Origin of the sequence: Yokenella regensburgei, from assembly GCF_003634235.1 — a bacterium.
In the GTDB taxonomy this organism is placed as follows: Bacteria; Pseudomonadota; Gammaproteobacteria; order Enterobacterales; family Enterobacteriaceae; genus Yokenella; species Yokenella regensburgei.
Genome location: NZ_RBIZ01000003.1, coordinates 1,180,198 through 1,205,177 on the forward strand (window position 1 = coordinate 1,180,198; position 24,980 = coordinate 1,205,177).

Consider the following 24,980-nt stretch of genomic DNA (forward strand, 5'->3'; position numbering starts at 1 on the left):
TCACTGAAAAAGGGAGTAAAAAATGGCTGACTGGGATCCTTCGCTCTATCTGCAGTTTGCGCAGGAACGTACCCGTCCGGCAGCAGAGTTGCTGGCACGCGTGGCGAAAACCGAGGTGAATTATGTTGCGGATTTGGGCTGCGGCCCCGGCAACAGTACGGAACTCCTCCACCGCCGCTGGCCGCGTGCCCGCATTACCGGCGTCGACAACTCCCCGGCGATGCTGGAGAAAGCCCGCCATGCTCTGCCAGACTGCGATTTCGTGGAGTCGGATATTTCAAACTTCGCCCCCGAACAACCTCTTGATGTGCTGTACGCCAATGCTTCGCTGCAGTGGGTAACCGATCACCACGCACTACTACCGAAGCTGGTGGCTCATCTGGCGGTGGACGGGGTTCTGGCGGTACAAATGCCCGACAACTGGCAGGAGCCGTCGCACACATTGATGCGCGAGGTCGCGAAAACGCTGGGACTTGCTGAAAGTGGCAGGCAGGCATTGCCGGATGTTTTAAGCTACTACGATATTCTGAGCAATGCAGGATGTGAAGTGGATATCTGGCGGACGACTTATTTCCACCCGATGGCATCACATGAAGCCATCATCGACTGGCTCAGCGCCACCGGCCTTCGCCCTTACCTGCAACATCTCGACGATGCCGGGCAGCAGGCATTTTTATCACGCTATCTGAAGCGGCTGCAGGAAACCTACCCACGCCAGCAAAACGGCACCGTCCTGCTGGCGTTTCCTCGTCTGTTTATGGTTGCCAGACGGGTTTAGGGTAACCAGCGCATCAGGGATAAGTCCCAGGCCGTCGCCACCAGGGAAATGAACAGCACCAGGGTGATGACGGTCTCCACTCTTTGTTCACGTCTTTCCATCTCGCTCCTCCTTCTGGTTCTCTGTGCCATTAGACCCGGAAAATCTTAACAATAACTTAATCCTGGTCTGAAAGACGCGCATCAGGTCAGTTGGTAGTGTTTGTCCGGCATCATTTTAGCAGGTACCGGCGTCTGGTCGTTCATTTGCAGCAGATCTATCTCAATCGCGTTGCAGATCGAGTCCAGCGGCAGGTCGTTGTTTTCTGTGCCAAAAGGCTCTTCTAACTCCTCTGCCAGCGCATCCAGTGAAATAAAAGTGTACGAGATAAGCACCGAGACAAACGGCGTCATATAGTGCAGATCGCTCACCAGCGCGAACGGCAGCATGATGCAAAACAGGTACACCGTGCGGTGCAGGATAAGCGTGTAAGCAAACGGGATCGGCGTGTTGGCAATCCGCTCGCAGCCCGCCAGCACCACTGACATATCGTTCAGACGGTTATTCAGGCTGTGAAACAGAATATCGGAAAGCTGTCCGTTCGCGCGACGCTCAGCCAGCCAGTTTCCCATCAATAGCAGAATACGGTTTGCCGGTGAATGGGCGGTAACGACCTGAGCCAGATCCTTTTCCGAAAGGTATCGGGCAAGAATTGCCGACTGCGGTAAGCGTCGTAGGGTAAGGCGCAGACTGTGGGCAAAAGCAATTTGCAGATGAACAAAATCGGCCATTGCCTTCTCTTCCGGCAGCGTGTTTTTCACCTCGCGTAGCAGCGAGCGGGAGGCAATCATCAGCTGCCCCCAAAGCTGGCGTGCTTCTACATAGCGCGAATAGCAGGCGTTATTACGAAAACCAAGGAAGATGGCGATCGCGACCCCGAGGATGCTGAACGGCGCGAGGGTGAATTTGATACCCAGGGTAGAAAACCAGGGCAGCATCCAGATAACGCTGACAGAGAGTGCGAAGTTAAGTAGCAGCCGGGAGAAGACTTTCGACAGCACAGAGCCGTGCCAGACAAAGATTTGCGACAGCCAGTGCTGATGCGGGCGAAGAATCATGATCTTTTTCAATAAGGTTGGAGACATGTAAATTAAACGTGAATGCGCTCACACTTTCAAGTTACATGACAGAATTTTCCCACCCTTCTCCTCTTCTCACTCCTCTCTGAACTGCGAAGCACATCACAATCCAGGAAACAACTTAACAGGTTAACCGGTTAAGTTGCGTTGGGCGGTTGATCGTGCAATCTGGTACGGGTATCGTAAGCCTACGAAATAAAATAAATGCAAACAGAAACTGGCGAAACAATGAAAGCAACGGCACAGTCAACGAAATACCAGGTGATAAAGGCAGCACTGTTAGATGAAATAAGGAACGGTACCTTTAAACCAGGTGAAAAGTTCTACAGTGAATCGGAATTAAAAGAACGTTACTCCGTCAGTTCCGCCACGGTTATTCGTGCTATTCACGAAATGGTTAATGAAGGTTATCTGATTCGTTATCAGGGCAAAGGCACTTTTGTGTCGAAAGCCAAACGCAATGAGAGCATTATTTTCTCTGAATCAGATAACGATTTAAAAGGCATGCAGTCTGTTAAAGTTATCGCCTGTGAACTGGAAAACGATCTGAGTATTAAAGAAAAACTCGGATTAAATGATGACGAAAGATATTATCGTATTGCCCGGTTGAAGTTTGACAGTAACAAACCTTATGCATTACAGATTTCACATATTCCGGCCCGCTATTTCGCCAGTAAATTAACGGTCAAGAATTCGGCACTCAGCTCTATCTATGAGGCCTTTAAGGTTAACAATGGTCTGGATATGTACACCATGCCCTATCGACAGACCATCTGCGCCCTGACCGATGCTGCGCCAGAGGTACTGCAGCACCTTGAGCTCGCCGATCATCAGCCCGTTATCATGATGAAGCGCTATACCCACGACGAGCAAGGCCAGGTGATTGAATATATTGAGACCTGGAAACGGTTAGAATCATTTTATATTGAAATAAGAACACCAGATAAGGGGGCAGGATGAACCAATTATTATTAATCTCTCATGGGGGTTTCGCCAGCGGTGCCAGACAGGCCACAGAATTGATTCTCGGCGCACAGCCTAACCTCCATGTAGTTGAACTGGATGGTGAGAAAGGCATAACAGTATTTAAACAGGAACTTCGCGATAAAATTACCGCCCTCAGTACAGCAGAATCAAACATTATTATTCTTTCTGATTTAAAAAGCGGTTCGCCGTATAACTCCGCAATGGAGATTATTGTCAGCAACAACCTATGGGATAATATCACCCTGCTCTCTGGGATGAATTTAAACTTAATTCTCGAAATAGCGATGGCGATTGATGAAAATCATACTCCTGCCTCGCTGAATGAAATAATAACAACGGCGCGTGATGGTATTTACCATTTACAGCAGGCAGCGCTTGCCGCGCAAACAGATGACGGAGACGAGTAAAAAATGGAGCACATTGCGGTCTGGCAGATAGCGTTACTGACGCTCTATTCAGGGCTGGCGATATATGACGGCAACAACACGACGCTTGGGCTGGTGAAACCGAGCATGGCGGGCTTTTTTGCCGGGCTGATTATGGGTGACATGACCACCGGCCTTATTGTTGGCGGCACCCTGAACCTGCTGGTGCTGGGCGTGGGTAACTTCGGCGGTGCATCGATTCCGGACTACATGACCGGCGCGGTGCTGGGAACCACCTTTGCCATCATCAGCGGCCAGGGCGCAGCGTTCGGTGCCACCATTGCCGTACCGATTGGGCTCTTAATGGTGCAACTGGATATCCTCGCGCGCTTTACCAACACCTTTATTCATCATAAGGCCGATAAGCTGATTGAAGACGGTCAGGTGAAGGCGGCAGCAAGAATGAACCTGCTGGGCCAGGTGCCGATCTCGCTCTCGCGGATGCTGCCGGTGCTGTTAGCGCTGATCCTCGGGGCAACCTTCGTTAATGACGTCGTGACCTGGATCCCTGCTTCCATCATGAACGGTCTGAAAGTCGCTGGCGGCGTACTGCCTGCATTGGGTATCGCCATCCTGCTGCGTTATTTACCGATTAAGAAGAACATCTCATTCCTGATTCTGGGCTTCTTTCTGTCGGCCTATCTGAAAGTGCCGGTGCTGGGTGCCGCACTGCTGGGACTGGCGATTGCGCTTTACGTCTTCAACTCAGAAAAACAGGCAACGCAAACCACCGAGTCCCCGGCAAATGGAGCAATGGGCGATGAATAAAGTACTAAAACGCGTGTTCTGGCGCTGGTTCCTGTTCGGCCAGTCCGGCTGGAACTACGAAAAAATGCAGGGTCTGGGCTATCTGTACAGCATCTACCCGTTCCTTGAGAAGAAATACACCAGGCCTGAAGAGCAGAAGGAGGCGGCTAAGGTACACAGCCAGTTCTTTAACACCAACAACACCATGGCGCCTGGGATCCTCGGGGTAAATATCGCCCTGGAAGAGCAGACCGGGCTTGCGGGTAAAGATGCCGTTGCCGGGATCAAAACCGGTCTGATGGGGCCGCTGGCGGGCATCGGAGATACGTTGTTCTTCGTTATCCCGACCACCATTATCGGTTCCGTTGCGTCATACCTCGCGCTGCAGGGCAACCCGGTGGGGCTTATCCTCTGGCTGCTGTTCGCTCTGGTTCGCATGTTGTTTATGCGCTTTAGCATCAGTAAAGGGTATCAGGAAGGGGTCAACCTGCTGGGATCTTTGACCAACAGCCTCAACAAAATTACCCGTGCGGCCAACATTCTCGGGCTGACGGTCATCGGGGCGCTTATTCCCTCGGTGGTGAAGGCAAATCTTAACTTCGAGTTCAGCTACGGCGAAGTGTCGCTCAAGCTGCAGAGCATTGCCGACCAGATTATGCCGGGGCTTATTCCACTGCTGGTTGTGTGGTTCACCTGGTGGCTACTGGGGCTCAAAAAGATGAACTCAACTCGCGTCATTTTCGTCCTGATTGCTTTAGGTATCGTTGGCTACAACCTGAATATTCTCGGTTAAGCAACACATTGATTTAAGGAAGTTATTATGAAAGGTATTGTTCACATCCGCGTCGACGACCGACTGATCCACGGCCAGGTGGCGACCCGCTGGGTAAGCCATTTCAACGCCAACCGCATTATGGTGATTGACGACGCCGTTGCTGCAAACGATGTCGAAAAGATGCTGCTGCGCAGTGCGGCACCGGAAGGCTGCAACACCTCTATCCTCTCTTTTGAGAAAGCGAGCGCCAATATCCTCGCCGGGAACTACGACGGTCAGCGCGTGCTGATCCTGCTGAAAACGCCGGAGCTGGCGCTGAAGCTGATGAACTGCGGGGCTGCCCTCACCCAGCTCAATATCGGCAATATGTCCAACAAAGACGATCGTCGCCAGATTAAGCGTTCGGTAAGCGTTAACGATGCTGAGATTGCTGCCATCAACGCGTTACTGGAAAAAGGCGTGGCGGTCACGGCACAGATGACCCCGGAAGAACCAAACGCCTGTATCACCACGTTTCTAAAAGCCGATAAGGGATAAGGAATGTCACCACATCAGCAGCAGTATTATCAGCATGTATTAGCGACGCTGGATCAGGTGTTTCTTACTCAGAGTGCTGAAGTTGAGCAGGCGGCGGCGCTGTTTGCCGAGTGCGTCAAAGCCAACGGCATTATTCACGGTTTTGGCTCCGGCCATTCGTTTGCCGCGGCGGTCGAGCTGGCCGGTCGTGCGGGTGGCCTGGTCAACACGAAAGCCATCGACCAGTTCTATGGGCCAACCGGCTGGTTTGATTCGCTCAAAGGGATTGGCGATATCTTTTCCGGGCTGCTGGATCTGCGCGAGGCAGACTGCTTTGTGATTATCTCCAACTCCGGCACCAAGCCGCTGCACGTTGAGCTGGCACGCAAGGTAAAAGAGATGGGACTGAAGCTGGTCGTTATCACCCGCTACAGTGGAGAGTCGGCATCAACGAGCGAGAGCATTCGCGACTATGCCGACGTCATTCTTGATAACGGCTGTCCGGCCGGTGACTGCACGCTGAGTATGGATAACGGCAACATTATGACCGGTCCGGTGTCCTCGCTTTCTGCGGCCTTCATCATCAATAACGTAGTGATCCGCTGCATCGAGATGCTGCTGGAACAAGGTATCGCGCCGCCGGTGATGCGCAGCATCAATCTGTCCGGTGGCAAAGAATACAACGATGCGCTGATGAGCCAGTACAAAGAGCGCGTGTTTACGCTGTAGGGGAAAAACATGAAAGAGACTCTGTCGAATCGCCTCGCGCCGCTGCCTTTTCCTGCTATCACGCCCGACGACTGTCGGGATGCGCTGGCGGCATGTGTGCAGCGCATCACGCGCAACATGGGCCTGTATGGCGAGAAATTCCCCTCCGCCTGCACGCACAACAATCGCTATCTCCTGAAAGAGAATAACGACTGGACCAACGGTTTCTGGACCGGAATGCAGGCCATGGCCTGGGAGTTCAGCGGCGATACGGCATACCTGGACGGCGTTGAACGTAACGTCGCCAGTTTTAAAGCGCGCCTGGCGGCACACCATGTCCTTGACCATCACGATATCGGCTTCCTTTATAGCCTGTCAGCGGTCGCGCACTGGAAATTGACGGAGCGCGACGAGTTAACCCCGCTTATCGTGGCGGCGGCCGATCTGCTGGTGAACCGTTTTCACGACAGCGCCGGTTTTATCCAGGCCTGGGGAACGCTGAATGACCCGCAGGAGTACCGGCTGATTATCGATTCACTGATTAACCTTCCCCTGCTCCACGTGGCGGCGAAGATCAGCGGTGAGTCGCGTTATCGAATCGTTGCTGAACGCCACTATGCGGCGGTCATCAACAACATTTTTCGCGAAGACGGCTCCACTTTCCATACCTTCTATTTTGACCCGAAAAGCGGTGCGCCTTCACACGGGAAAACCTTCCAGGGGTACAGCGATAACTCCTGCTGGGCGCGGGGTCAGGCGTGGGCCATTCTCGGGATCCCACTTCACTGGTCTGCCACCGGGGAAACCGACCACTACGAGCGCTGGCAGCAGGCCTGCGAGTACTTCTTCCGCTACCTGCCGGAGGACGGTGTTCCGGCCTGGGATCTGCTGCTTGCCGATGATCCGGCGGCGCCAAAAGACAGCTCCGCGCTGGCTATTGCCGTGTGCGGCCTGCTCGAAGCGCACAAGCACTTCCCGGATGCCGGGTACGAGAAACTGGCGCGTCAGCTTCTGCAGGCATTAATGCGCGGCGCTTCTGCCCGCGATGACGACGCCTGCGAAGGCTTACTTAAACACGGTGTTTACGCCTATGCCCTTGGTAAAGGCATCGATGAATGTAATCTCTGGGGGGATTACTTCTATATGGAAGCGTTATACCGAATCTACCAACCGCAATGGTCAGGATACTGGTTATGACAATGATTCAAAGTTATTTAAATATCGTCCAGAAGAAACTTAACGACATTACCCAACAGCAAAGCCATAAAATCACCTCCGCCGCCGGGGAACTGGCAAAGGTCATTAACCAGGGTGGCGTGGTTTATATTTTTGGCTGTGGTCACTCACATATTTTCGCTGAAGATATGTTTTATCGTGCCGGCGGTATCGCTCCAGTCCGGCCGATATTTATCGAGCCTTTAATGCTACATGAAGGTGCGGCAGCTTCATCGCATTATGAAAAGCAAAATGACTATATCGCTGAGCATCTGGAGAAGTTCGAGATAACCAGTAAAGATGCATTAATCGTTATTTCAACTTCCGGGATCAACCCCGCGCCGGTGGATGCGGCATTATGGGCAAAACAGCACGGGGCATATACCCTGGCGCTGACCAGCTTCCTGTATGCCGAGACCCAGCCGTCGAAGCACAAGGCTGGCCTCAAGCTGCGCGACTGCGCCGATATCTCAATAGATAACCAGGTGCCCATCGGTGATGCGGTGCTGTCGCTTGCGGATCATGCCACGCCGTTTGCGCCAGTCTCCTCGATGACCGGGCTCTTTATTATGCACAGCCTGTTTGCAGAAATCATCGCGAAGCTGGGGCGTGATAATAAATGTCTGCCGGTATTTTTGAGTGGTAATATTGCTAATTCGGCGCAACATAATGAGTATCTCCTGGAGAAATATGGTACGCAGATCCCGGAGCTGATAAATAACAATAATTTTAAATAAGTAGTACGTCCCCTCGCCCTACAATACAGGGTTTTATAAGGTATATAATAATGACAAGTCATAAACTCAGAGTTTCTCTGTGTGCACCGCTGTTGCTTTTTATTGCCCCAAATGCCTTTGCGGAAGAAGAAACGGATTATGAAGCGCCTTCGCAGTTTGAGAAAGCGTTTTATGATGAAGGCAAATTAAACCTCAATACCTCGTTATACATTCGTCATCGTGCAGTCAAAGATCCTACTACCGGTAAATACGGACTGGGTCCAGCCGGGATCCAGAACCAGACCGGTAACGTGGCGATTAGCTATATTTCTGGCTATTACAAAGACGTCATTGGCTTTGATTTCTGGGGCAACGCCAACATCAAACTTGGGCATACCGTCGGTCAGTCGGAGATCCTTTACTACGACTACGAATGTGGCCAGCCAGGCAAGTTCAGCCCGTGCGAGAAGTCCTACATGAGCGTGTCGGTTGCCGCACTCAAGCTCAATCTTGGCGATGCAGGTACCAACTTCAAGCTGGCGGCGGGTTATACCCCCATCAACTCCGGTACCGTTAAAAGCAGTTGGGGTCTCAACCCCCACGCTTTCCGTGGGTTTGACAGCGCCCTGACCCTCGACAAACTGCGGCTAACCTACGCCTGGGCCGACCGCTTCAAGAACGACTGGAGCCGTGATTTTAAACCGATGACCACGGCCTGGCACCAGAACAACGCCGCCGGGCTTGATGACAACGGCAAAACCATTAAAGCCGGTGAAATCATCGATTACATTCACACGGTGGGTGCGGTCTATAACTTCGGCAATACCGTTCTCGACGTGGGCTACGGCGAAGGTAAAGGCTATCGTCGCAACTGGCAGGCGCTGGTTGAACGGAACGATACTTTGACCAAAGATGTCTCCCTGCAAAGTAAGCTCTTCTATCAGGGCGCGCGCTACATCGAAGATCTGTCGAAGATTAAAGATCCTTCAACGGAATACTATATCGGGGTCGGTTTTAACCTGAGCCACAACAACACCGTGTGGTCACTCGGCTATAGTCAGAACTACGCCCCTAACACCGGGGATTACAACTTCCGCTTAACCCCGTGGGCGAACTCCGATAAGCGGGATTATCAGCCAACGCTGTCACAGCTGGAAGACTTTAACGTCTCCGGCGCCCACGCGGTTCGTTTTGGCGTGAGCTACAACTTTGCTGATTTCAATCTACCGGAGCTCACCCTGGGCGGTGCCGGAACCTACGGCTGGCACGTAGTGACTGATGTCAGTAAAACTGGTTCGGCGAGAAAATACGACGGTAGTATGGTGTCGTTCGATCTTTCCGCCCGCTATCTGGTGGCAGACGGCATGGCAAAAGGACTCTCCTTTACCCTACTCCCGGCGCTCTTCCGGGCAACAGACAGCAACTATAAAACCGATCGTAACGACGTGAAGTTTATCGTCGGTTACAGCATCAGTATCTTTTAAGCCCAGCGCCCCTTGCCGGACAGCGAGGGGCAGAAAAAATCAGGCCACCAGTTTATCTTCACTGGTGGCGCATTTTTTTCCGCGATGCGCCACGTAATACCCCAGCAGTTTCATCGGTACCATGCAAAGCATCATCGATGTCGTCCCGATAAGCGGGTTTTGTACCAGCACAGAAACCAGCAGCGTGGCGATGAAACAACCTGTCAGCTGAATAGCATTAAACAGCGCCGAAGCCTTTCCGGTGTTGTTCGGGAAGATAGCCAGCGCATTCGCTACCACCAGTGGGAAGATAGCGGCATTCGCCATCGCCATCAGACTGAAAACGCCCAGCAACATAGACAGCGCAGGGTTCCCCACTACCGCAATGCCAAACAGAGCCACCAGAGATACACAGAATAAAACCACAAAGGCGGTTAATACGGTTTTCTTATCAAAATAGTTCACCAGAATTCGGCAACCGTAACCTCCGATCAAAAAGGCAATGGTTTGTGGCAGAAAACTTAAACCGATAACATCGGCACCGTAACCCATTTTCGTCAGAATAAACGGCGAACCGCCCAGCCAACAGAAGAATGCGGCGGAAGACGACGAGTACATCATGACGTTACCAATAAAGACGCGTGATCTTAAAATATCAGCCAGCGGCAGCTTAATTCTGCGGGTATTACTTTCAGCACTTTGTTTGTTTTTATTTTTCAGTAACGCGGTGAAAACAATTAATGCAAACGTAATGGCAGTCAGTACCAGGAAAATAGCGCGCCACGGATAATGTCCTGTTAACCATGCACCAATAATCGGCGCCAGTGCCGGAGATAATGCAACCAGCGGCATCACCACGGCAAACACCTTATGAGCGTTCTCAGAACCATAGCGGTCGACAACCAGTGCCTGCCAGATGACGGCGGTAGCGCATACCCCGAGAGCCTGCAGGAAGCGGCAGAACAGCAGCCCGGCGGCACCGTCGACGAACAGTACACCGATACAGCCAACAATAAACACCAGCAGCCCCATCAGTAATGCTCTACGGCGACCTAAATTATCGGAAAGCTCCCCCCATATTAACTGCCCAAGCGCAAAACCACCGAGATAGATACTTAAACTACCGCTAATAACAGAAGCTGAAGTATTTAAATCATCCTGCATGATTGAAAATGCGGGTAAATACATATCTGTTGCCAGGTAGCCCAACATACTCAAGCCACTCAGGTACAGAATAAAGAATGGATTCTTATTTTTTATCATTATGAAAACTCCTGACCAATGATTAAGAACTGAAATATAACACGAGGTGAATTGATTTCAAGTAAAACCCTATGTAATAACGGCTGGTAAATAATCACCACGCCGTTATTATCCCCACAGGGTTATTATTTATATTTTAAATTAACGAAATAAAAAAGCGGAAGATATATCGCGATATCTTCCGCGGGTAAAAATAGGCGCTACATCAGCACAGCGGCTGAACGGCGCGCTTCATTCCCTGGGTCAGAATGGTATCCAGATAACCGCTAACGCTGTCGATAAGTCCGGGCACCACCGTCAGATCCTGCTCCCAGTGGCTCTCCACCGCCAGCACCTGGCTTACCAGCTCGCGGGTATTAATCAGACGATCGCTATGCTGCGCCCACAGCTGCTGGTAGCGCTCAATCCAGTGAGCGTCATCCTGCACCGGATACGCTTCGCCCTCGCGTTCACCGCGATAGAACGCTATCAGCGCCGCCAGGGCAAACGTCAGACGCGGAGGAAGCTGCCCCTTCTGCGCCACCCCTGCCAGCAGCTGCGGCAGAATGCGGGTGCGGAATTTGGTCATCCCGTTGAGTGAAATCGATAGCAGCTGATGTTTGATATAGGGGTTGCGGAAGCGGCTGGTGACGGCACTGGCGAACGATTCCAGCTCATCTTTTGGCAAATCGAGTACCGGAATGATCTCTTCGTGAATCGCTTTCTCTACAAACGCACAAATTTGCGCATCGTTCATCGCCTCACCGACCGTATCCAGCCCGGCCTGGAACGCCACCGGTACCAGCGCGGTATGCGCACCGTTCAGAATAGCGACCTTCCGCTCTTTATACGGCTTGATATCGTCAACAATACGCACATTAAGCGGGTATTGATCGAGATGCAGCTCGGCTGCCAGCGACTTTGGTCCCTGAATGACAAACAGATAGAAATGCTCGGCGGTATCAAGGAAACCATCTTTATAGCCCAGTTCCGCTTCAAGCGCGGCAACTTCGTCACGCGGATAGCCGGTCACAATCCGGTCGACCAGCGTCGAGCAGAAGGTGTTGGCATTTTGCAGCCAGGCTTTAAATTCTGGGCTAAGCGCCCACTTGTCAGCATAGCGCAGCACCAGCTCGCGCAGCGCTTCGCCGTTGTAGTCAATTAATTCGCACGGAATGATGACCCAGCCTTTATCGGCGGCCCCCCTGAAATGCTCAAAACGCTCAAACAGCAAACGGGTCAGCTTCGCCGGATAGCTCACCGCCGGCGCATCTTCAAAACGATCGTCATCGTTGTAGCTGATGCCTGCCTCGGTGGTGTTAGAGAAAACAAAGCGGATATCCGGGTTGTGCGCCAGCGCCAGGTACTGGTCGTACTGGCTGTAGACGCTGATTTCACGGTTGACCGAGCGGATAAGGCGCGCATCGCTTACCGCTTCACCCTTCTCATTCAGGCCTCGAATAATTGTGGTGTACAGGCCATCCTGAGTACTGAGTGACGGAGGGAACGTGCTGTCGATAGGCCGTACCACCACGATACCGGCATTTAACCCGGCATGTTCGTTGAGCAGGTCAATCTGCCAGTCTACGAAGGCACGCAGGAAGTTACCTTCACCAAACTGAATAATGCGCTCAGGGTACTGAGCACCGGGAAAATCACGGCGGTTTAATGTTTTCACAAGAGGTTCCCTTGGTTGTTGGTCATACAGCATTTCTTTATTGGTATGACAACTTATCAGATATCTAAACCAGGGAACCCTGTTTTGATCAATAACAGGCCGGTATTACGGTGAAGATTGAGTCTGAGTGCCGGAAGGCGGGATCATCAGCGCCATGTGCGTCGCCGCCGCACGGATCCAGGTGCGTAAGTCCGGGAATACGGCGTGATCAAACTCCTTAACTCCCCAGGTAAAGCCCAGTTGCCAGGGCTTGCCGGAAAGGAGATTCTGTTCCTCCACCACTTCAACCAGATGTTGAATCGCTATCCAGGCGCCGGTTTCATCGGTATCAGGTAGCAGGACCGCGAACTGGTTAGTGTCGTAACGAACCAGCAGATCTGTGTCGCGCAGGGTACTGCGCAGCAGGGTCGCCATAGCGCAACGTGCGGCATCGCCTTCTGCGTTTCCGTATTGACTGGCAATGAGATTGAACGTGTTGCAATCAAGCCAGGCCAGCGTCAGGGGCTCTGCCCGTCGGTGGGAGGAGAGGATGGCGTAGTTGGCTAAGTTTTCGAATCCGCGGCGGTTCAGTAATCCGGTGAGTGGATCAGAAGTTGATACGCTCACCGACGCCAGTTCGTCCCCGGCAATGGCCGAGAGATCTTCAAGCGCCGCCGTTTCTTCTTCATTAAACGTCCGGGGCTGGTCAGATGCGACGCAAAATGACCCGGCGATTGTGCCGTCCGGCAGGCGCAGCGGTACGCCGGCATAGAAACGCAGCTGCGGCGGCCCTACCACCAGAGGATTATCGCTAAAACGCGGGTCCTGAAGGGTATCTGTCACGATAAGCGGTTGTGCATTGAAGACGACGTGACCACAAAACGAAAGCTGGCGCGCCAGCCCATTCCAGTCCACCCCGTCGCCGGATTTCTGCACCAGGGTTGTATCATCCACCAGACTAATAACCGCAACAGGCACATCAAAAAGCCGACGAGCAAGCCGGGTCAGGCGGTCAAAACGGCGAGCGTCACCGGCGACCAGTAGCCCGGAGTGATGCAGCGCCGCCAGGCGTTGTGCTTCGTTGGCGGGTATTTCAGGCGTCTTCATGACATCTCCTGCGTGGGGAAGTTATTCAATTTTAGCGTAAATTGAACGAATCGCTTCCGCGCGCGTATGTTCAGCGTGGTGTCCTTGATTCAGCCTCAGGCATGGCCGCGCAGTGTCTTCGCCGCGGGTCACTCACCCGCAATCCACCGAGTCTTTTGAACAGACCTGTGCCAATGCGATGCTACGCTGCCCAAATTTCCAACGCCTGCTGCGGGCGGAACGACTTGCCGATGCAGGGCTGGTTGAGCCAGGAAAGATCGGCTCGGCATTTCATCAATGGCGCGCAGCCAGGCTGCCCTCTTCCGAGGCGCTGCCGTTGGTGGCGATTGCCTTCCTTGAACACATGCTGATGTCTATAGATACTGTTCCTACATCGCCACCAGCGAATCTTGCGGGTCATCGCTCTGTCGGGAGCTGGTCCGGTTACGGCCCAATTTCTTAGAACGGTACAGGTGCTCGTCGGCTTCCACCAACAGCGGGCTGAACAGTTCTGATACCGGATGACGACCAATGAGCTGGCTGCCCACGCCGATACTGACGGTTAAACGCAGCGTCTGCTGGCGCCACTGGAAGGTGAACGACTCGATAGCGGAACGAATTTTCTCGGCCAGATCGTGACTCTCATGTGGGTTTACCACCAGCGCGGCCACCACAAACTCTTCTCCTCCCATACGTGCAACCAGCCCTTTTTCACCGACCGCCGTTTTCACCTGCTGGGCAAACGAAGCCAGCACGTAGTCGCCGCATTCATGGCCGAAGGTATCATTCACGCTTTTGAAATAGTCGATATCCAGCAGCATCACGGCGAGATGACGATCCTCCTGCCCCTTAAAGCTTTTCAGCGCTTCATAAAGGCCGGAGCGGGAATAGACCCGGGTGAGAAAATCGAAATCAGCACGCAGCGAGACCTGTTTAACCAGTTTGCCAATCGCCTCGACGCTGGCGGCAACGATAACCGGACTCACCGCTATCGCGGCAATTCCCAACCGGGTAGAGAAAAGCTGCGGCGTTTGCAACGGCGCCGCAACGGAGAGGTTGATGATGTTATTGGCCATCAGAATGATTTCTGCGGTGCCACAGACAAAGGTCAGCAGACAGGTTAACGACATCGGATAACGGATGGCACACCAGATAAGCGCGGGAAGCGGGAAAGCAAGGCTCCCTGCTCCACCCACGGCAACAGCGGCCGCCAGCGACAACCCCAGCGCCACCACCGGCGTCAGCTGGCGTAAATGAAACCCTTTGAGCGTTGAGGGCAGACTCAGCGTCATGATGCACGGCAGGATCAGCATGCCGGTAGAGAACTGCTCGCTAAACCAGTCGGCAAAGAGCGGCATGAATTGCTGACGGTCGATACCCACCGAGGCAACCGCGCCTAATAAAGCACAAAGTATGGCGGCAAGCAGGCAATAATAAAATAAATGCAATGCACTTATTGGCCCAGGCATATAATTCGTCTGTTTTTTATCGCGTAATACCAGTTGGGCAACCACCACGATAAATACCATATTCGACAAATTAATCAGCAACGATGCCATTCCCCATTGGGTTGTGACGGCATCGTAAATGAGCATGGCAGCAAAACAAACGAGGTAATGGCAGGCGCGGTTCAGAAAAGCGTAACGGGCGAAAACCCCCGCCATCACGGCGTTTAGCGGCCAGAACAGCGACAACTCCTGCACCATTCTCAGCTTTGCGCCGACGAAATAGAACAAGGTGGTCAGAATAAATATCACCAGCGCATCCCGCACGGGTTGTTCTTCACGAAATAGCGTGAAAGACGATAGAGAGAATGAACGCATTAAATACTTATCCAATAATTACGGTTGCAATTATTTCATTAATAACCTGTTGGAGGTTCATACTAACATGAATAAATCGCGGGCGGTAATGCGCAGGCTGATTGATCAGCGAGAATTCATCTGAATAACTAACCAGTGATGGATGACGCTGACGATGTACTGCTGCTGGCTTTCGCTGAGCGAAATACCTTGTGGGATATGATGCCACTTCTCCAGGCAACCACGACAGCAGGTTGCCGTGGCGTGCTGGGCGATAAACACCGGATGGCCGCGCATCGGCGTCTGTTTGCCGTCATTTTGTGGATGGACAGGCGCCAGACGCTGGGCAACAAAATCGGCGGCGTGGCTGTCGATAAGCGGCGCCCCTTTATCCCAGCAGTACTGGCGCTCTTTAACGCCGAGACGAAAGCGCGAGCGAAACGTCGAACGCTGCAGACGGGCAAACAGCGAATCCAGTGAGGAACTCATCAGTAGACCGAGCGCCCCAGCCGTTGGGTGAGTTTTTCCAGTACTGCGACGCCTGCGAGCGAGTTGCCGGCCTCGTCGAGCTCCGGGCTCCAGACCGCAATCGCCATCTCGTGTGGCACAATCGCCACGATCCCGCCGCCAACGCCGGACTTCGCCGGTAACCCTACCCGCCAGGCAAATTCCCCGGCGTTCTGATACATCCCGCTAGTCGCCATCAGCGCGTTCACCTGCCGCGCCTGCATGGGAGAGATAACCGGGGTGGCAAGATGCGGGGCTTTGCCCTGGTCGGCGAGGAACAGGAACGTTTGTGCCAGTTCACTGCAGCTCATGGTCATGGCGCAATAATGGAAGTAGTTTTGCAGCACCGTCGCTACGTCGTTGTGGAAATTGCCGAACGACTTCATCAGCCAGGCAATCGCGGCGTTACGCGCCGAGTGCTCGAACTCAGAGCGGGCGACGACGGCATCATAGCTGATATTTGCTTCGCTGAGCTTACGCACGATTTCCAGCATGCGCTGGCGCGGTGCGCTTAAACGGCTTTGCAGCATGTCGCACACCACCAGTGCCCCGGCGTTAATAAACGGGTTGCGTGGAATACCTTGTTCAATCTCCAGCTGCAGCAATGAGTTGAATGGCTGCCCGGAGGGATCTTTCCCGACCCGTTGCCAGATCTCCTCTTCCTGATAGTGGTTCATCGCCACCACCAGGCTTAAGACTTTGGAAATGGACTGAATGGAGAAACGCTCGTCGGCATCGCCGGCAGAGAAATGCTGTCCATCGATGGTACTGATGGCAATCCCCAGCTTGTCCCCTTTAACGCAGGCCAGTGCCGGAATATAGTCGGCGACTCTACCACGGCCGATGAGTGGCCTGACTTCCGCCAGAATCGCTTCCAGCATATTGTTATTGATGACCGCTGCCACTGACGACTCCTTGCCCACAGGCCATTTTCGGCCTGCGAGTATATCAGAGTGTGTGTCCCGTCGTCAGGCCTGGGAGAACATCCCGGACTTAAACGTCGCTCTCACTGCGTCAATCTCCTTTTCCTGCGCCGCATTTAATGCCGCAAGCATATTGCAGGTGAAATCGATAAAGCCGACACCATTGGCGGTGACCAGATTACCATCACGAACGGAAGGGACGTCCCGGTATCGTGCTGCTCCGCTATAGGCGGCTCCCGCCCTGCTCTGCAGGTAAGCCAGTCCGTTTGAGGTATGGTCGACATCATTGAGAAAACGGTTTGCCCCAAGGAACGCTGAAGCATCGCAAATAGCGCCGACCACAACCTGCCGCGCCAACGCGTGTTCAACCAGAGGCACCACACGCTGCGCTTCCTCTCCCCACCAGTTCGAACCGCCAACCAGCACCAGGGCAGCATAATCATCAGGTATGGTCTGGAAGGTGTAATCCGGCAGACAGCGTACCCCACCGATTGACATTACAGGTCCCTCATCCGCCGCTACGGTCCTGACGTCATATTGCGGCTCCCACATACCAAACCCACGGCGCAGTCCTGGGGCCAGCAAAGCAAATTCCCAGTCGGCATACTCTGGGATCAGCACAAACAGCACTTCTTTACGGCTATCCATAGACATCGTCCTCTCTTCAACCGGTTGTGTCATTGAGTTGTACATTGCATTACATTTTTGCAATACACAAGGCGGCATGGCGTTGGGACAGGCGCGAGGGTGCGGAATAAAAATGACAGGGTATCCATGCGGATACCCTGAAGGAGAGGAAACTTAGCGGCGGTTTTTCCACACCGTCTGCACGTTGCAGAACTCATGCAGGCCGAAGTGTGACAGCTCGCGGCCGAAGCCACTTTTCTTCACGCCGCCGAAGGCCACGCGGGCATCGCTGGCGCTGTAACCATTGATAAACACCCCGCCCACTTCAAGCTCGCTGGCAAAGCGCTGGGCTTCCTGCTCGCTTCCGGTAAACACGGTGGCGGACAGACCAAACTCGCTATCGTTGGCAAGCGCCAGCGCATGGTCTGCGTCGCGGGCGATGGTGATGGCGGCAACCGGGCCGAACATCTCCTGGCGGAACGCGGTCATTTCAGGCGTGACGTTACCAAGTACCGTCGGGGTGTAGTAGTTACCGGCACCACTGATTTTTTCGCCGCCGAGCAGCAACGTTGCGCCTTCCGCCAGCGTCGCCTGCACCTGGTAATGCAGTTCGTCACGCAGGTCATAGCGCGCCATCGGGCCGAGATAGTTCTGCTCATCTTCCGGTGACCCCATTTTCAGCGCTTCGGTCGCGGCAATGAATTTTTGGGTGAAGGCTTCGGCAACGCCAGCTTCAACGATAAAACGCTTGGAGGCAGCGCAGACCTGCCCGGTATTCTGATAACGACCGGTCACCGCCGCCGGGACGGCAAGCTCGAGATCGGCATCGTTCAGGACGATGAACGGATCGGAGCCTCCCAGTTCCAGCACGCATTTTTTCAGCGCGGCCCCCGACTGGGCACCGATGGCTTTCCCGGCGCGCATGCTGCCGGTAAGCGTCACGGCGGCAATGCGCACGTCGTTAATCGCCTGGCTCACGCCATCATTGGTAGCATTCACCCAGCCAAATACCCCTTCCGGGATCCCGGCTTCGTTGAAAATTTTGCCGATGAGCGCCGCGCTGCCCATCACGTTCGGGGCGTGTTTGAGCAGATAGCTGTTCCCGGCGAGCAGAATCGGCACCGCGCCGCGCACAACCTGCCACAGTGGGAAGTTCCACGGCATGATGGCAAGAATGGGCCCCATCGGACGGTATTCGATCACCGCGTTGTTGTTTTCCACCATCGTGGCTTCGGTTGAGAGCATCACCGGGCCATGTTCAGCGTACCAGTCAAACAGCGCCGCCGATTTTGCGACTTCACCGCGCGCCTGAGCGATGGGCTTGCCCACTTCGCGGGTGATCATCAGCGCCATTTCGTCGGCATGACGGCGCAGAACGGCACCTACCGCGCGCAGCGCATCGGCACGTTCGGCGACGGTTTTCTGACGCCACAGGCGATAGCCGCTGTCGGCAAGGGCGATGGCCTGGTTAACCTGAGCAGCGCTCGCCCATGGCAATGACGAGAGCACTTCGCCGTTCGCCGGGTTGACGGAAATTGCGTGGGTTGCAGGTGAAGTCATGTTTTTTCTCTCTCTGTCGATTGCGTTATGTTCTCATCCTGGCTTACTCTGCTGTTTATGAAAACTGAATAATATTAACCATCATATTCACGAATCGAGAATGCCATGGATCTGACTCAGCTTGAGATGTTCAACGCCGTTGCCCAGACCGGCAGCATTACCCAGGCGGCGCAGAAAGTGCATCGCGTCCCTTCTAACCTCACCACGCGCATCCGCCAGCTTGAGGCCGATCTCGGCGTGGAACTGTTTATTCGTGAGAATCAGCGTCTGCGGCTTTCTCCTGCAGGGCACAGTTTTTTACGTTACAGCCAGCAGATTCTGGCGCTTGTTGATGAGGCGAGAATGGTCGTGGCGGGCGATGAACCGCAGGGGCTTTTTACCTTAGGCTCGCTGGAAAGCACCGCCGCGGTGCGGATCCCGGAGACGCTCGCCCGCTATAACCAGCGCTATCCGAAGATCCAGTTCGATCTGGCTACCGGCCCTTCCGGAACGATGATCGACGGCGTGACCGAAGGACGCCTGAGCGCCGCTTTCGTTGATGGCCCGGTGATGCATCCGGGGCTTGAAGGCATCCCGGTTTATCGCGAAGAGATGATGATAGTCGCCCCGTTCGGCCATTCACCAGTCACCCGGGCAAGCGATGTGAGTGGTACCAGTATTTATGCCTTCCGCTCTAACTGCTCTTACCGCCGCCATTTTGAGAGCTGGTTCCATGCCGATCGCGCAGCGCCGGGCCGAATTCACGAGATGGAGTCCTACCATGGGATGCTGGCCTGCGTGATTGCCGGAGCAGGTCTGGCGCTGATCCCGCGCAGTATGCTGGAAAGTATGCCCGGACATCATCAGGTGGAGGCCTGGCCGCTGGCGGAGAAGTGGCGCTGGCTGACGACCTGGCTTATCTGGCGTCGTGGGGCAATGACCCGCCAGCTTGAGGCGTTTATCGAGCTGCTGAACGAACAGCAGCCCGTGGTGAGCGATTAACGTAGCGTGATTTTGCCGATGAGATAGGTGGTCGCCTGGCCGCCCATCAGCACTCGGTCGCCCTTCAGCTCACAGCGAATATCGCCGCCACGGCGGGAAACCTGGCGGGCAAAGAGGCGCGTTTTACCAAGCTTTTCACTCCAGTAAGGAATGAGCATCGTGTGCGCCGAACCGGTAACCGGATCCTCCCACACGGCTTCACCCGGAGAGAAGAAGCGGCTGACAAAATCGTACTCCCCGTCGCCGCGGGCGGTGACCGTTACCTTATGCTCACCGGGGATCATGGCCCCAATGTCAGGCATCAACGCCTCTACCGCTTCGCGGCTGGCAAGTTCAATCAGCCACGCACGGCCTTTACGCGCGGCCACATATTCACGAACGCCTAGCGCGCGGAGCATTTCCGCCGGCGGCGTCTGCGCGTCGGTATGACCTGCCGGGAAATCCAGCGTCATCCAGTCTCCGTCGCGGGTAACGGTGAGTGGACCAGAGGCCGTCTGAAATACGATGTGGTCTTGCGGGTAGCCGAGGTGGTTGAAAATCACCTGCGCAGTAGCAAGCGTTGCGTGGCCGCACAAATTGACTTCATGACGAGTGGTAAACCAGCGCAGCGCAAAGCCTTCCGCTTCAGGCATAAAGAAGGCGGTTTCTGACTGGTTATGCTGCTGCGCCATTTGTAGCATCCGCTCATCAGGCAGCCATTCCCGCAGCGGACACACCGCAGCCGCGTTGCCTCCGAACGTACTGCTGCTGAACGCATCAACCATATAAAAATCCACTTCCTGCATAGCGCAACCCCATCATTTGATTATTTATCCGAGAAATTAACAGGTTAGTGATATTCACGACAGAAATAAAAATGAGACTTACATCACAAAGTGATTGTCTTTTCACCAGCGATGGTCGTAAGATCGGCTTCTCTCCTTTTGCTATTAATCCAGAATAACGTTTATGACAACGAACACGGTCTCACGCAAGGTCGCGTGGCTTCGGGTGGTTACGCTTGCTATCGCCGCTTTTATTTTTAACACCACCGAGTTTGCCCCGGTCGGACTGCTGTCAGACATCGCCGCCAGTTTCAATATGGAAACGGCGCAGGTCGGCATTATGTTGACCATCTACGCGTGGGTGGTGGCGCTGATGTCGCTGCCGTTTATGCTGCTGACCAGCCAGATAGAGCGCCGCAGGCTGCTTATCGCCCTGTTCGTTGTGTTTATTGCAAGCCACGTACTGTCATTTCTGGCGTGGAGTTTCCCGGTGCTGGTGATTAGCCGCATCGGTATCGCCTTTGCGCACGCGATTTTCTGGTCAATCACCGCCTCTCTTGCCATTCGTATGGCTCCGGCGGGAAAAAAAGCGCAGGCGCTGAGCCTGATTGCCACCGGTACCGCGCTGGCCATGGTGTTCGGCATCCCGATTGGCCGCATCGTCGGCCAGTATTTTGGCTGGCGCACCACCTTCTTTGCTATTGGTATTGGCGCCCTTCTCACCCTGCTGGCCCTGATTCGCCTGTTGCCGCCGCTGCCAAGCGAGCACTCTGGTTCGCTGAAAAGCCTGCCGGTGCTGTTCCGCCGCCCGGCGCTGGTGGGGATCTACGTATTGACCGCCATTGTGGTGACCGCGCACTACACCGCATACAGCTATATTGAGCCGTTTGTACAAAACGTTGCCGGTCTGAGCGGCAGTTTTGCCACCATGCTGCTGCTGATCCTCGGCGGTGCCGGGATCATCGGCAGCGTGCTGTTTGGTAAACTCGGCAATCAGCATGCCTCCACGCTGATTATTTCGGCGATTGGGCTGCTGCTCGCCTGCCTGCTGATGCTGCTTCCGGCGGCACAAAGCGATATGTCGCTCGCTACGTTAAGCGTTTTCTGGGGTATCGCAATCATGATTATCGGTCTCGGCATGCAGGTGAAAGTGCTGGCGCTGGCGCCTGATGCAACCGACGTCGCGATGTCGCTGTTTTCCGGAATTTTCAATATCGGTATCGGCGCCGGAGCACTGGTGGGGAGCCAGGTCAGCCTGTGGTGGTCAATGTCGTCGATTGGCTACGTGGGCGCCGTACCGGCCCTTGTGGCGCTGGTGTGGGCGGTAGTGGTTTTCCGCCGCTGGCCTACGGCATCGCTGGAACAGCCGCAGCACGGATAAAACAAAGGGCCCGCAGGCCCTTTTTTTACGCATGGAAGTTAGTAATAATTTCCAGTACGCCGTTAATGATGAACTGCACGCCCATACAGACCAGCAGGAAGCCCATCAGACGGGAGATGGCTTCAATCCCGCCCTTGCCCACCAGGCGCATAATTGCGCCAGAACTGCGCAGACAGCCCCACAGAATTATCCCTACCAGGGCAAAAATTAGCGGCGGTGCGACCAGCACCACCCAGTCCGGGAAGCTGACACCGTGTTTTACGGTGGAGGCGGAGCTGATAATCATCGCAATCGTCCCCGGCCCTGCGGTACTTGGCATTGCTAATGGCACGAAAGCGATATTAGCCCCAGGTTCCTCTTCCAGCTCTTCTGATTTGCTTTTCGCCTCCGGGCTCTCATGGGCTTTTTGCTGCGGAAACAGCATACGAAAACCGATGAACGCCACGATAAGACCACCGGCGATACGCAGACCGGGGATAGAAATACCAAAGGTGTTCATCACCACCTGACCGGCGTAGTACGCCACCATCATGATGGCAAAGACATAAACCGATGCCATCAGCGACTGGCGGTTGCGCTCTGCGCTGTTCATGTTTCCGGCGAGACCGAGGAACAACGCCACCGTGGTGAGTGGGTTCGCCAGCGGCAGCAAAACCACCAGACCCAAGCCTATTGCTTTAAAAAGTTCCATCATACGTCGTTAAGATCCCGTCGATATCGAATTAAGTTCAGCGGGAAGTATATCGGTTTCGCCGCCAATTGTTACCCCGTAACACAGTAAGTAAACGTTGCCACGCGTGCAAAAAAACAGCACACGAAACGTTTTAGCATTTCGTGGCATCGCGCGATCCATTCAGTTGACTTATGGTTGCCTGGGCAATAATATCCAACGCAACTAAACTACTTGCCAGGGCAACCATTGTGAAAACCACAAGCGATCTGTTCAACGAAGTGATACCGCTAGGACGCTTGATTTACATGGTTAACCAAAAAAAAGACCGTCTGCTTAACGACTATTTGTCGCCGCTGGACATCACTGCCACTCAGTTCAAGGTGCTGTGTTCTATTCGCTGCGCCACCTGCATTACGCCGGTTGAGCTGAAAAAGGTGCTGTCGGTCGATTTGGGTGCCCTGACCCGGATGCTCGATCGCCTGCTGTGCAAAGGCTGGATTGAGCGTCTGCCGAACCCGAATGACAAGCGCGGCGTGCTGGTACAGTTAACGCCGGAAGGTGCCGCTATCTGCGAGCAGTGCCATCAACGGGTTGGCCAGGATCTTCACCAGGAACTGACGAAAAACTTAATGGCAGACGAAGTTGCGAAACTCGAACTGCTGCTTAAAAAAATTCTGTCATAAACAGAAGAGGTATGACGATGTCCAGACGCAATACTGACGCCATTACTATTCATAGCATTTTGGACTGGATCGAAAATAACCTTGAATCGCCGCTGTCGCTGGAGAAAGTGTCGGAGCGTTCCGGTTATTCCAAATGGCACCTGCAACGGATGTTTAAAAAAGAGACCGGCCATTCATTAGGTCAATACATCCGCAGCCGTAAACTGACTGAGATTGCGCAGAAACTCAAACAAAGTAACGAGCCGATTTTGTATCTGGCCGAGCGTTACGGGTTTGAATCGCAACAGACGCTAACGCGCACGTTTAAGAACTATTTCGACGTGCCGCCGCATCAGTACCGCATCACCAATATGCCTGGTGAATCGCGCTATCTCTACCCATTAAAACACTGTAACTGTTAATCGCCTGCAGCAAGACGTATTGAGGAAATCATGAAACTATTCGCCTCCGCCGCCCTCACCTTACTGGTGCTGGTCTCCGGCCAGAGTTATGCGGAGCAATCAACCACCATGGGCAATCAGACCGAGCATGACGCAAAGATCATGGTGTCTGCCCATAGACAGCCGCCGTTTGATTTTAACCATATGGGCGCTGGCAGCGATAAATCCGATGAACTGGGTGTGCCTTACTACCACTAGTCTACCCGGTTACTCTTTTTGCCCCGCGACTGCGGGGCTTTTTTTTATCGCTATCCTCTGACCGTCTTTACCCGCCGCCATTTCAGACCAAAAACATTAATGTAGAGACCCGCCATAATCAGTACGGCCCCCACCAGTTGTAAAGCGGAGAGGGTTTCCCCCAGCAGCAGCGCGGCGCTGCCTATTCCGAATACCGGAACCAGTAAAGAGAGCGGCGCTATCCGCCAGGTTTCGTAACGTCCGAGCAATGAACCCCAAATTCCGTAACCGATGATGGTCGCCACGAACGCCAGATACACCAGCGAGAGAATGGTGGTCAGATCGATATGGATAAGGCTCTGAAACATCAGCTGTGGGCCATCGAGTACGTATGAGGCCAGCATAAAAGGAACGATCGGTATCAGTGCGCTCCACACGATGAGCGACATCACCGGTGGACGCGTTTCGTGCTGCATAATGAGCTTATTGAAGATGTTACCGCAGGCCCAGCTCAGCCCGGCCGCCAGCGTCAGGAAGAAGCCCAGTAGCGCGACGTGTTGACCATTAAGGCTCGCTTCAATCAACACCAGCACACCAAATACCGCGAGCGTAATGCCCGCCAGCTGTTTCCCCTGCAGCCTTTCGCCAAATACAAAGGCACCGAGAATAATGGTGAAGAATGCCTGAGCCTGCAGCACCAGTGATGCAAGCCCGGCAGGCATACCGAACTTAATGGCACAGAAAAGGAAGGCAAACTGACCGAAGCTGATAGTCAGGCCATAACCCAGCAGCAGCCGAAATGGGATCCGGGGACGGGCGACGAAAAAAATCGCCGGGAAGGCAACCAGCAGAAAGCGTAGCCCCGCCAGCATCAACGGCGGCATGTTGTGCAGACCCAGCTTTATCACCACAAAATTCAGTCCCCACACGACCACTACCAGCAGCGCCAGCAGCCCATCTCTGCGCGTCATATCCCGCTCCCCAATTATTAAATTTTTGTAAACACAACCAAGGTAACGAAAAAATCCA

At 54.0% G+C, this 24,980-nt stretch carries 27 protein-coding genes; 15 read left to right on the forward strand and 12 right to left on the reverse strand.

What is annotated here, in order from left to right; all coding sequences use genetic code 11:
* Nucleotides 1-22 precede the first annotated feature (22 nt).
* Nucleotides 23-778 carry a trans-aconitate 2-methyltransferase gene (gene tam, locus C7387_RS05910; protein ID WP_120816281.1) on the forward strand — a complete coding sequence of 252 codons (756 nt, stop codon included), beginning with the start codon at nt 23-25 and terminating at the stop codon, nt 776-778.
* 182 nt (nt 779-960) lie between these two features.
* Here the strand turns inward: tam and C7387_RS05915 are convergent, their stop codons facing one another.
* Nucleotides 961-1,875, reverse strand: coding sequence for a bestrophin family protein (locus C7387_RS05915; protein WP_038257524.1), 915 nt, complete (start codon nt 1,873-1,875; stop codon nt 961-963).
* 225 nt (nt 1,876-2,100) lie between these two features.
* Between C7387_RS05915 and C7387_RS05920 the strand changes: the two genes are divergently transcribed.
* The 9 genes from C7387_RS05920 to C7387_RS05960 are packed head-to-tail and all read left to right on the forward strand — an operon-like array spanning nt 2,101 to nt 9,469.
* Nucleotides 2,101-2,856: a GntR family transcriptional regulator gene (locus C7387_RS05920; protein ID WP_244922347.1), complete on the forward strand. Its 756-nt coding sequence runs from the start codon at nt 2,101-2,103 to the stop codon at nt 2,854-2,856.
* The gene (locus C7387_RS05925; RefSeq protein ID WP_120816282.1) at nt 2,853-3,290 is read left to right on the forward strand and encodes a PTS sugar transporter subunit IIA; all 438 of its coding nucleotides are present in this window, start codon (nt 2,853-2,855) and stop codon (nt 3,288-3,290) included. Before C7387_RS05920 ends, C7387_RS05925 begins: the two co-directional genes overlap by 4 nt.
* A 3-nt stretch (nt 3,291-3,293) precedes the next feature.
* Nucleotides 3,294-4,076, forward strand: a complete 783-nt coding sequence (locus C7387_RS05930) for a PTS mannose/fructose/sorbose/N-acetylgalactosamine transporter subunit IIC (protein ID WP_006820013.1) — start codon at nt 3,294-3,296, stop codon at nt 4,074-4,076.
* Nucleotides 4,069-4,848, forward strand: a complete 780-nt coding sequence (locus tag C7387_RS05935; protein WP_040903555.1) for a PTS system mannose/fructose/sorbose family transporter subunit IID — start codon at nt 4,069-4,071, stop codon at nt 4,846-4,848. The genes C7387_RS05930 and C7387_RS05935 overlap by 8 nt, the downstream gene beginning before the upstream one ends.
* 27 nt (nt 4,849-4,875) lie before the next feature.
* The gene (locus C7387_RS05940) at nt 4,876-5,367 is read left to right on the forward strand and encodes a PTS sugar transporter subunit IIB (RefSeq protein WP_006820011.1); all 492 of its coding nucleotides are present in this window, start codon (nt 4,876-4,878) and stop codon (nt 5,365-5,367) included.
* 3 nt (nt 5,368-5,370) lie between these two features.
* Nucleotides 5,371-6,075 carry a sugar isomerase domain-containing protein gene (locus tag C7387_RS05945; protein ID WP_120816283.1) on the forward strand — a complete coding sequence of 235 codons (705 nt, stop codon included), beginning with the start codon at nt 5,371-5,373 and terminating at the stop codon, nt 6,073-6,075.
* Nucleotides 6,076-6,084: 9 nt separating this feature from the next.
* Nucleotides 6,085-7,251, forward strand: coding sequence for a glycoside hydrolase family 88 protein (locus C7387_RS05950; protein ID WP_120816284.1), 1,167 nt, complete (start codon nt 6,085-6,087; stop codon nt 7,249-7,251).
* Nucleotides 7,248-8,006, forward strand: a complete 759-nt coding sequence (locus tag C7387_RS05955; protein WP_120816285.1) for an SIS domain-containing protein — start codon at nt 7,248-7,250, stop codon at nt 8,004-8,006. The genes C7387_RS05950 and C7387_RS05955 overlap by 4 nt, the downstream gene beginning before the upstream one ends.
* Before the next feature lie 50 nt (nt 8,007-8,056).
* Nucleotides 8,057-9,469, forward strand: coding sequence for an OprD family outer membrane porin (locus tag C7387_RS05960; RefSeq protein WP_120816286.1), 1,413 nt, complete (start codon nt 8,057-8,059; stop codon nt 9,467-9,469).
* Between the two features lie 39 nt (nt 9,470-9,508).
* On the opposite strand, the gene punC is transcribed toward C7387_RS05960, so the two are convergent.
* The 8 genes from punC to sad all read right to left on the reverse strand — a co-directional run bounded on the left by punC (nt 9,509) and on the right by sad (nt 18,852).
* Entirely contained in the window at nt 9,509-10,711 is a 1,203-nt protein-coding gene (gene punC, locus C7387_RS05965; protein WP_120816287.1) for a purine nucleoside transporter PunC, read from the reverse strand.
* A 205-nt stretch (nt 10,712-10,916) separates the two neighbouring features.
* Complete coding sequence (locus C7387_RS05970; protein WP_120816288.1) at nt 10,917-12,368, reverse strand: tagaturonate reductase; 1,452 nt, start codon at nt 12,366-12,368, stop codon at nt 10,917-10,919.
* A gap of 105 nt (nt 12,369-12,473) precedes the next feature.
* The gene (locus C7387_RS05975) at nt 12,474-13,454 is read right to left on the reverse strand and encodes a sensor domain-containing diguanylate cyclase (RefSeq protein ID WP_120816289.1); all 981 of its coding nucleotides are present in this window, start codon (nt 13,452-13,454) and stop codon (nt 12,474-12,476) included.
* A 368-nt stretch (nt 13,455-13,822) separates the two neighbouring features.
* Entirely contained in the window at nt 13,823-15,256 is a 1,434-nt protein-coding gene (locus C7387_RS05980) for a sensor domain-containing diguanylate cyclase (RefSeq protein WP_120816290.1), read from the reverse strand.
* A gap of 105 nt (nt 15,257-15,361) precedes the next feature.
* Nucleotides 15,362-15,724 (reverse strand): DUF4186 domain-containing protein, encoded by a 363-nt coding sequence (locus C7387_RS05985; protein WP_120816291.1) that lies wholly within the window; start codon nt 15,722-15,724, stop codon nt 15,362-15,364.
* The gene (gene glsB / locus C7387_RS05990) at nt 15,724-16,647 is read right to left on the reverse strand and encodes a glutaminase B (RefSeq protein WP_038257543.1); all 924 of its coding nucleotides are present in this window, start codon (nt 16,645-16,647) and stop codon (nt 15,724-15,726) included. The genes C7387_RS05985 and glsB overlap by 1 nt, the downstream gene beginning before the upstream one ends.
* A 63-nt stretch (nt 16,648-16,710) precedes the next feature.
* Complete coding sequence (locus tag C7387_RS05995) at nt 16,711-17,313, reverse strand: DJ-1/PfpI family protein (protein ID WP_038257545.1); 603 nt, start codon at nt 17,311-17,313, stop codon at nt 16,711-16,713.
* A 153-nt stretch (nt 17,314-17,466) separates the two neighbouring features.
* On the reverse strand, nt 17,467-18,852 hold the full coding sequence (gene sad / locus C7387_RS06000; protein ID WP_120816292.1) for a succinate-semialdehyde dehydrogenase: 1,386 nt from the start codon (nt 18,850-18,852) through the stop codon (nt 17,467-17,469).
* Between the two features lie 105 nt (nt 18,853-18,957).
* Here sad and ptrR point away from each other — a divergent pair, with 105 nt between their 5' ends.
* Entirely contained in the window at nt 18,958-19,833 is an 876-nt protein-coding gene (gene ptrR, locus C7387_RS06005) for a putrescine utilization regulator PtrR (protein ID WP_006819995.1), read from the forward strand.
* On the opposite strand, the gene C7387_RS06010 is transcribed toward ptrR, so the two are convergent.
* Nucleotides 19,830-20,618, reverse strand: coding sequence for a PhzF family phenazine biosynthesis protein (locus tag C7387_RS06010; RefSeq protein WP_120816293.1), 789 nt, complete (start codon nt 20,616-20,618; stop codon nt 19,830-19,832). The genes ptrR and C7387_RS06010 overlap by 4 nt on opposite strands.
* 163 nt (nt 20,619-20,781) lie before the next feature.
* Here C7387_RS06010 and C7387_RS06015 point away from each other — a divergent pair, with 163 nt between their 5' ends.
* Nucleotides 20,782-21,978: a sugar transporter gene (locus C7387_RS06015; RefSeq protein WP_006819993.1), complete on the forward strand. Its 1,197-nt coding sequence runs from the start codon at nt 20,782-20,784 to the stop codon at nt 21,976-21,978.
* A 25-nt stretch (nt 21,979-22,003) separates the two neighbouring features.
* Here C7387_RS06015 and C7387_RS06020 read toward each other — a convergent pair whose 3' ends face one another.
* Nucleotides 22,004-22,672: a MarC family NAAT transporter gene (locus C7387_RS06020; RefSeq protein ID WP_006819992.1), complete on the reverse strand. Its 669-nt coding sequence runs from the start codon at nt 22,670-22,672 to the stop codon at nt 22,004-22,006.
* 227 nt (nt 22,673-22,899) lie between these two features.
* Between C7387_RS06020 and marR the strand changes: the two genes are divergently transcribed.
* Genes marR through marB form a run of 3 tightly spaced genes read left to right on the forward strand, consistent with a single transcriptional unit; the run spans nt 22,900 to nt 23,972 of the window.
* Nucleotides 22,900-23,334 (forward strand): multiple antibiotic resistance transcriptional regulator MarR, encoded by a 435-nt coding sequence (marR, locus tag C7387_RS06025; protein ID WP_040903551.1) that lies wholly within the window; start codon nt 22,900-22,902, stop codon nt 23,332-23,334.
* Between the two features lie 17 nt (nt 23,335-23,351).
* Nucleotides 23,352-23,735, forward strand: a complete 384-nt coding sequence (marA, locus tag C7387_RS06030) for an MDR efflux pump AcrAB transcriptional activator MarA (RefSeq protein ID WP_146748686.1) — start codon at nt 23,352-23,354, stop codon at nt 23,733-23,735.
* A 30-nt stretch (nt 23,736-23,765) separates the two neighbouring features.
* Entirely contained in the window at nt 23,766-23,972 is a 207-nt protein-coding gene (gene marB / locus C7387_RS06035; protein ID WP_006819989.1) for a multiple antibiotic resistance protein MarB, read from the forward strand.
* A gap of 50 nt (nt 23,973-24,022) precedes the next feature.
* On the opposite strand, the gene eamA is transcribed toward marB, so the two are convergent.
* Entirely contained in the window at nt 24,023-24,922 is a 900-nt protein-coding gene (eamA, locus tag C7387_RS06040; RefSeq protein WP_006819988.1) for an O-acetylserine/cysteine exporter, read from the reverse strand.
* Nucleotides 24,923-24,980 lie beyond the last annotated feature (58 nt).

What these genes read in the sequence shown, in the direction of transcription:
- tam (WP_120816281.1), top strand. Translation starts at nt 23, where the DNA reads ATGGCTGACTGGGATCCTTCGCTCTATCTGCAGTTTGCGCAGGAACGT.
- C7387_RS05915 (WP_038257524.1), bottom strand. Translation starts at nt 1,875, where the DNA reads ATGATTCTTCGCCCGCATCAGCACTGGCTGTCGCAAATCTTTGTCTGG.
- C7387_RS05920 (WP_244922347.1), top strand. Translation starts at nt 2,101, where the DNA reads ATGCAAACAGAAACTGGCGAAACAATGAAAGCAACGGCACAGTCAACG.
- C7387_RS05925 (WP_120816282.1), top strand. Translation starts at nt 2,853, where the DNA reads ATGAACCAATTATTATTAATCTCTCATGGGGGTTTCGCCAGCGGTGCC.
- C7387_RS05930 (WP_006820013.1), top strand. Translation starts at nt 3,294, where the DNA reads ATGGAGCACATTGCGGTCTGGCAGATAGCGTTACTGACGCTCTATTCA.
- C7387_RS05935 (WP_040903555.1), top strand. Translation starts at nt 4,069, where the DNA reads ATGAATAAAGTACTAAAACGCGTGTTCTGGCGCTGGTTCCTGTTCGGC.
- C7387_RS05940 (WP_006820011.1), top strand. Translation starts at nt 4,876, where the DNA reads ATGAAAGGTATTGTTCACATCCGCGTCGACGACCGACTGATCCACGGC.
- C7387_RS05945 (WP_120816283.1), top strand. Translation starts at nt 5,371, where the DNA reads ATGTCACCACATCAGCAGCAGTATTATCAGCATGTATTAGCGACGCTG.
- C7387_RS05950 (WP_120816284.1), top strand. Translation starts at nt 6,085, where the DNA reads ATGAAAGAGACTCTGTCGAATCGCCTCGCGCCGCTGCCTTTTCCTGCT.
- C7387_RS05955 (WP_120816285.1), top strand. Translation starts at nt 7,248, where the DNA reads ATGACAATGATTCAAAGTTATTTAAATATCGTCCAGAAGAAACTTAAC.
- C7387_RS05960 (WP_120816286.1), top strand. Translation starts at nt 8,057, where the DNA reads ATGACAAGTCATAAACTCAGAGTTTCTCTGTGTGCACCGCTGTTGCTT.
- punC (WP_120816287.1), bottom strand. Translation starts at nt 10,711, where the DNA reads ATGATAAAAAATAAGAATCCATTCTTTATTCTGTACCTGAGTGGCTTG.
- C7387_RS05975 (WP_120816289.1), bottom strand. Translation starts at nt 13,454, where the DNA reads ATGAAGACGCCTGAAATACCCGCCAACGAAGCACAACGCCTGGCGGCG.
- C7387_RS05980 (WP_120816290.1), bottom strand. Translation starts at nt 15,256, where the DNA reads ATGCGTTCATTCTCTCTATCGTCTTTCACGCTATTTCGTGAAGAACAA.
- C7387_RS05985 (WP_120816291.1), bottom strand. Translation starts at nt 15,724, where the DNA reads ATGAGTTCCTCACTGGATTCGCTGTTTGCCCGTCTGCAGCGTTCGACG.
- C7387_RS05995 (WP_038257545.1), bottom strand. Translation starts at nt 17,313, where the DNA reads ATGGATAGCCGTAAAGAAGTGCTGTTTGTGCTGATCCCAGAGTATGCC.
- sad (WP_120816292.1), bottom strand. Translation starts at nt 18,852, where the DNA reads ATGACTTCACCTGCAACCCACGCAATTTCCGTCAACCCGGCGAACGGC.
- ptrR (WP_006819995.1), top strand. Translation starts at nt 18,958, where the DNA reads ATGGATCTGACTCAGCTTGAGATGTTCAACGCCGTTGCCCAGACCGGC.
- C7387_RS06010 (WP_120816293.1), bottom strand. Translation starts at nt 20,618, where the DNA reads ATGCAGGAAGTGGATTTTTATATGGTTGATGCGTTCAGCAGCAGTACG.
- C7387_RS06015 (WP_006819993.1), top strand. Translation starts at nt 20,782, where the DNA reads ATGACAACGAACACGGTCTCACGCAAGGTCGCGTGGCTTCGGGTGGTT.
- C7387_RS06020 (WP_006819992.1), bottom strand. Translation starts at nt 22,672, where the DNA reads ATGATGGAACTTTTTAAAGCAATAGGCTTGGGTCTGGTGGTTTTGCTG.
- marA (WP_146748686.1), top strand. Translation starts at nt 23,352, where the DNA reads ATGTCCAGACGCAATACTGACGCCATTACTATTCATAGCATTTTGGAC.
- marB (WP_006819989.1), top strand. Translation starts at nt 23,766, where the DNA reads ATGAAACTATTCGCCTCCGCCGCCCTCACCTTACTGGTGCTGGTCTCC.
- eamA (WP_006819988.1), bottom strand. Translation starts at nt 24,922, where the DNA reads ATGACGCGCAGAGATGGGCTGCTGGCGCTGCTGGTAGTGGTCGTGTGG.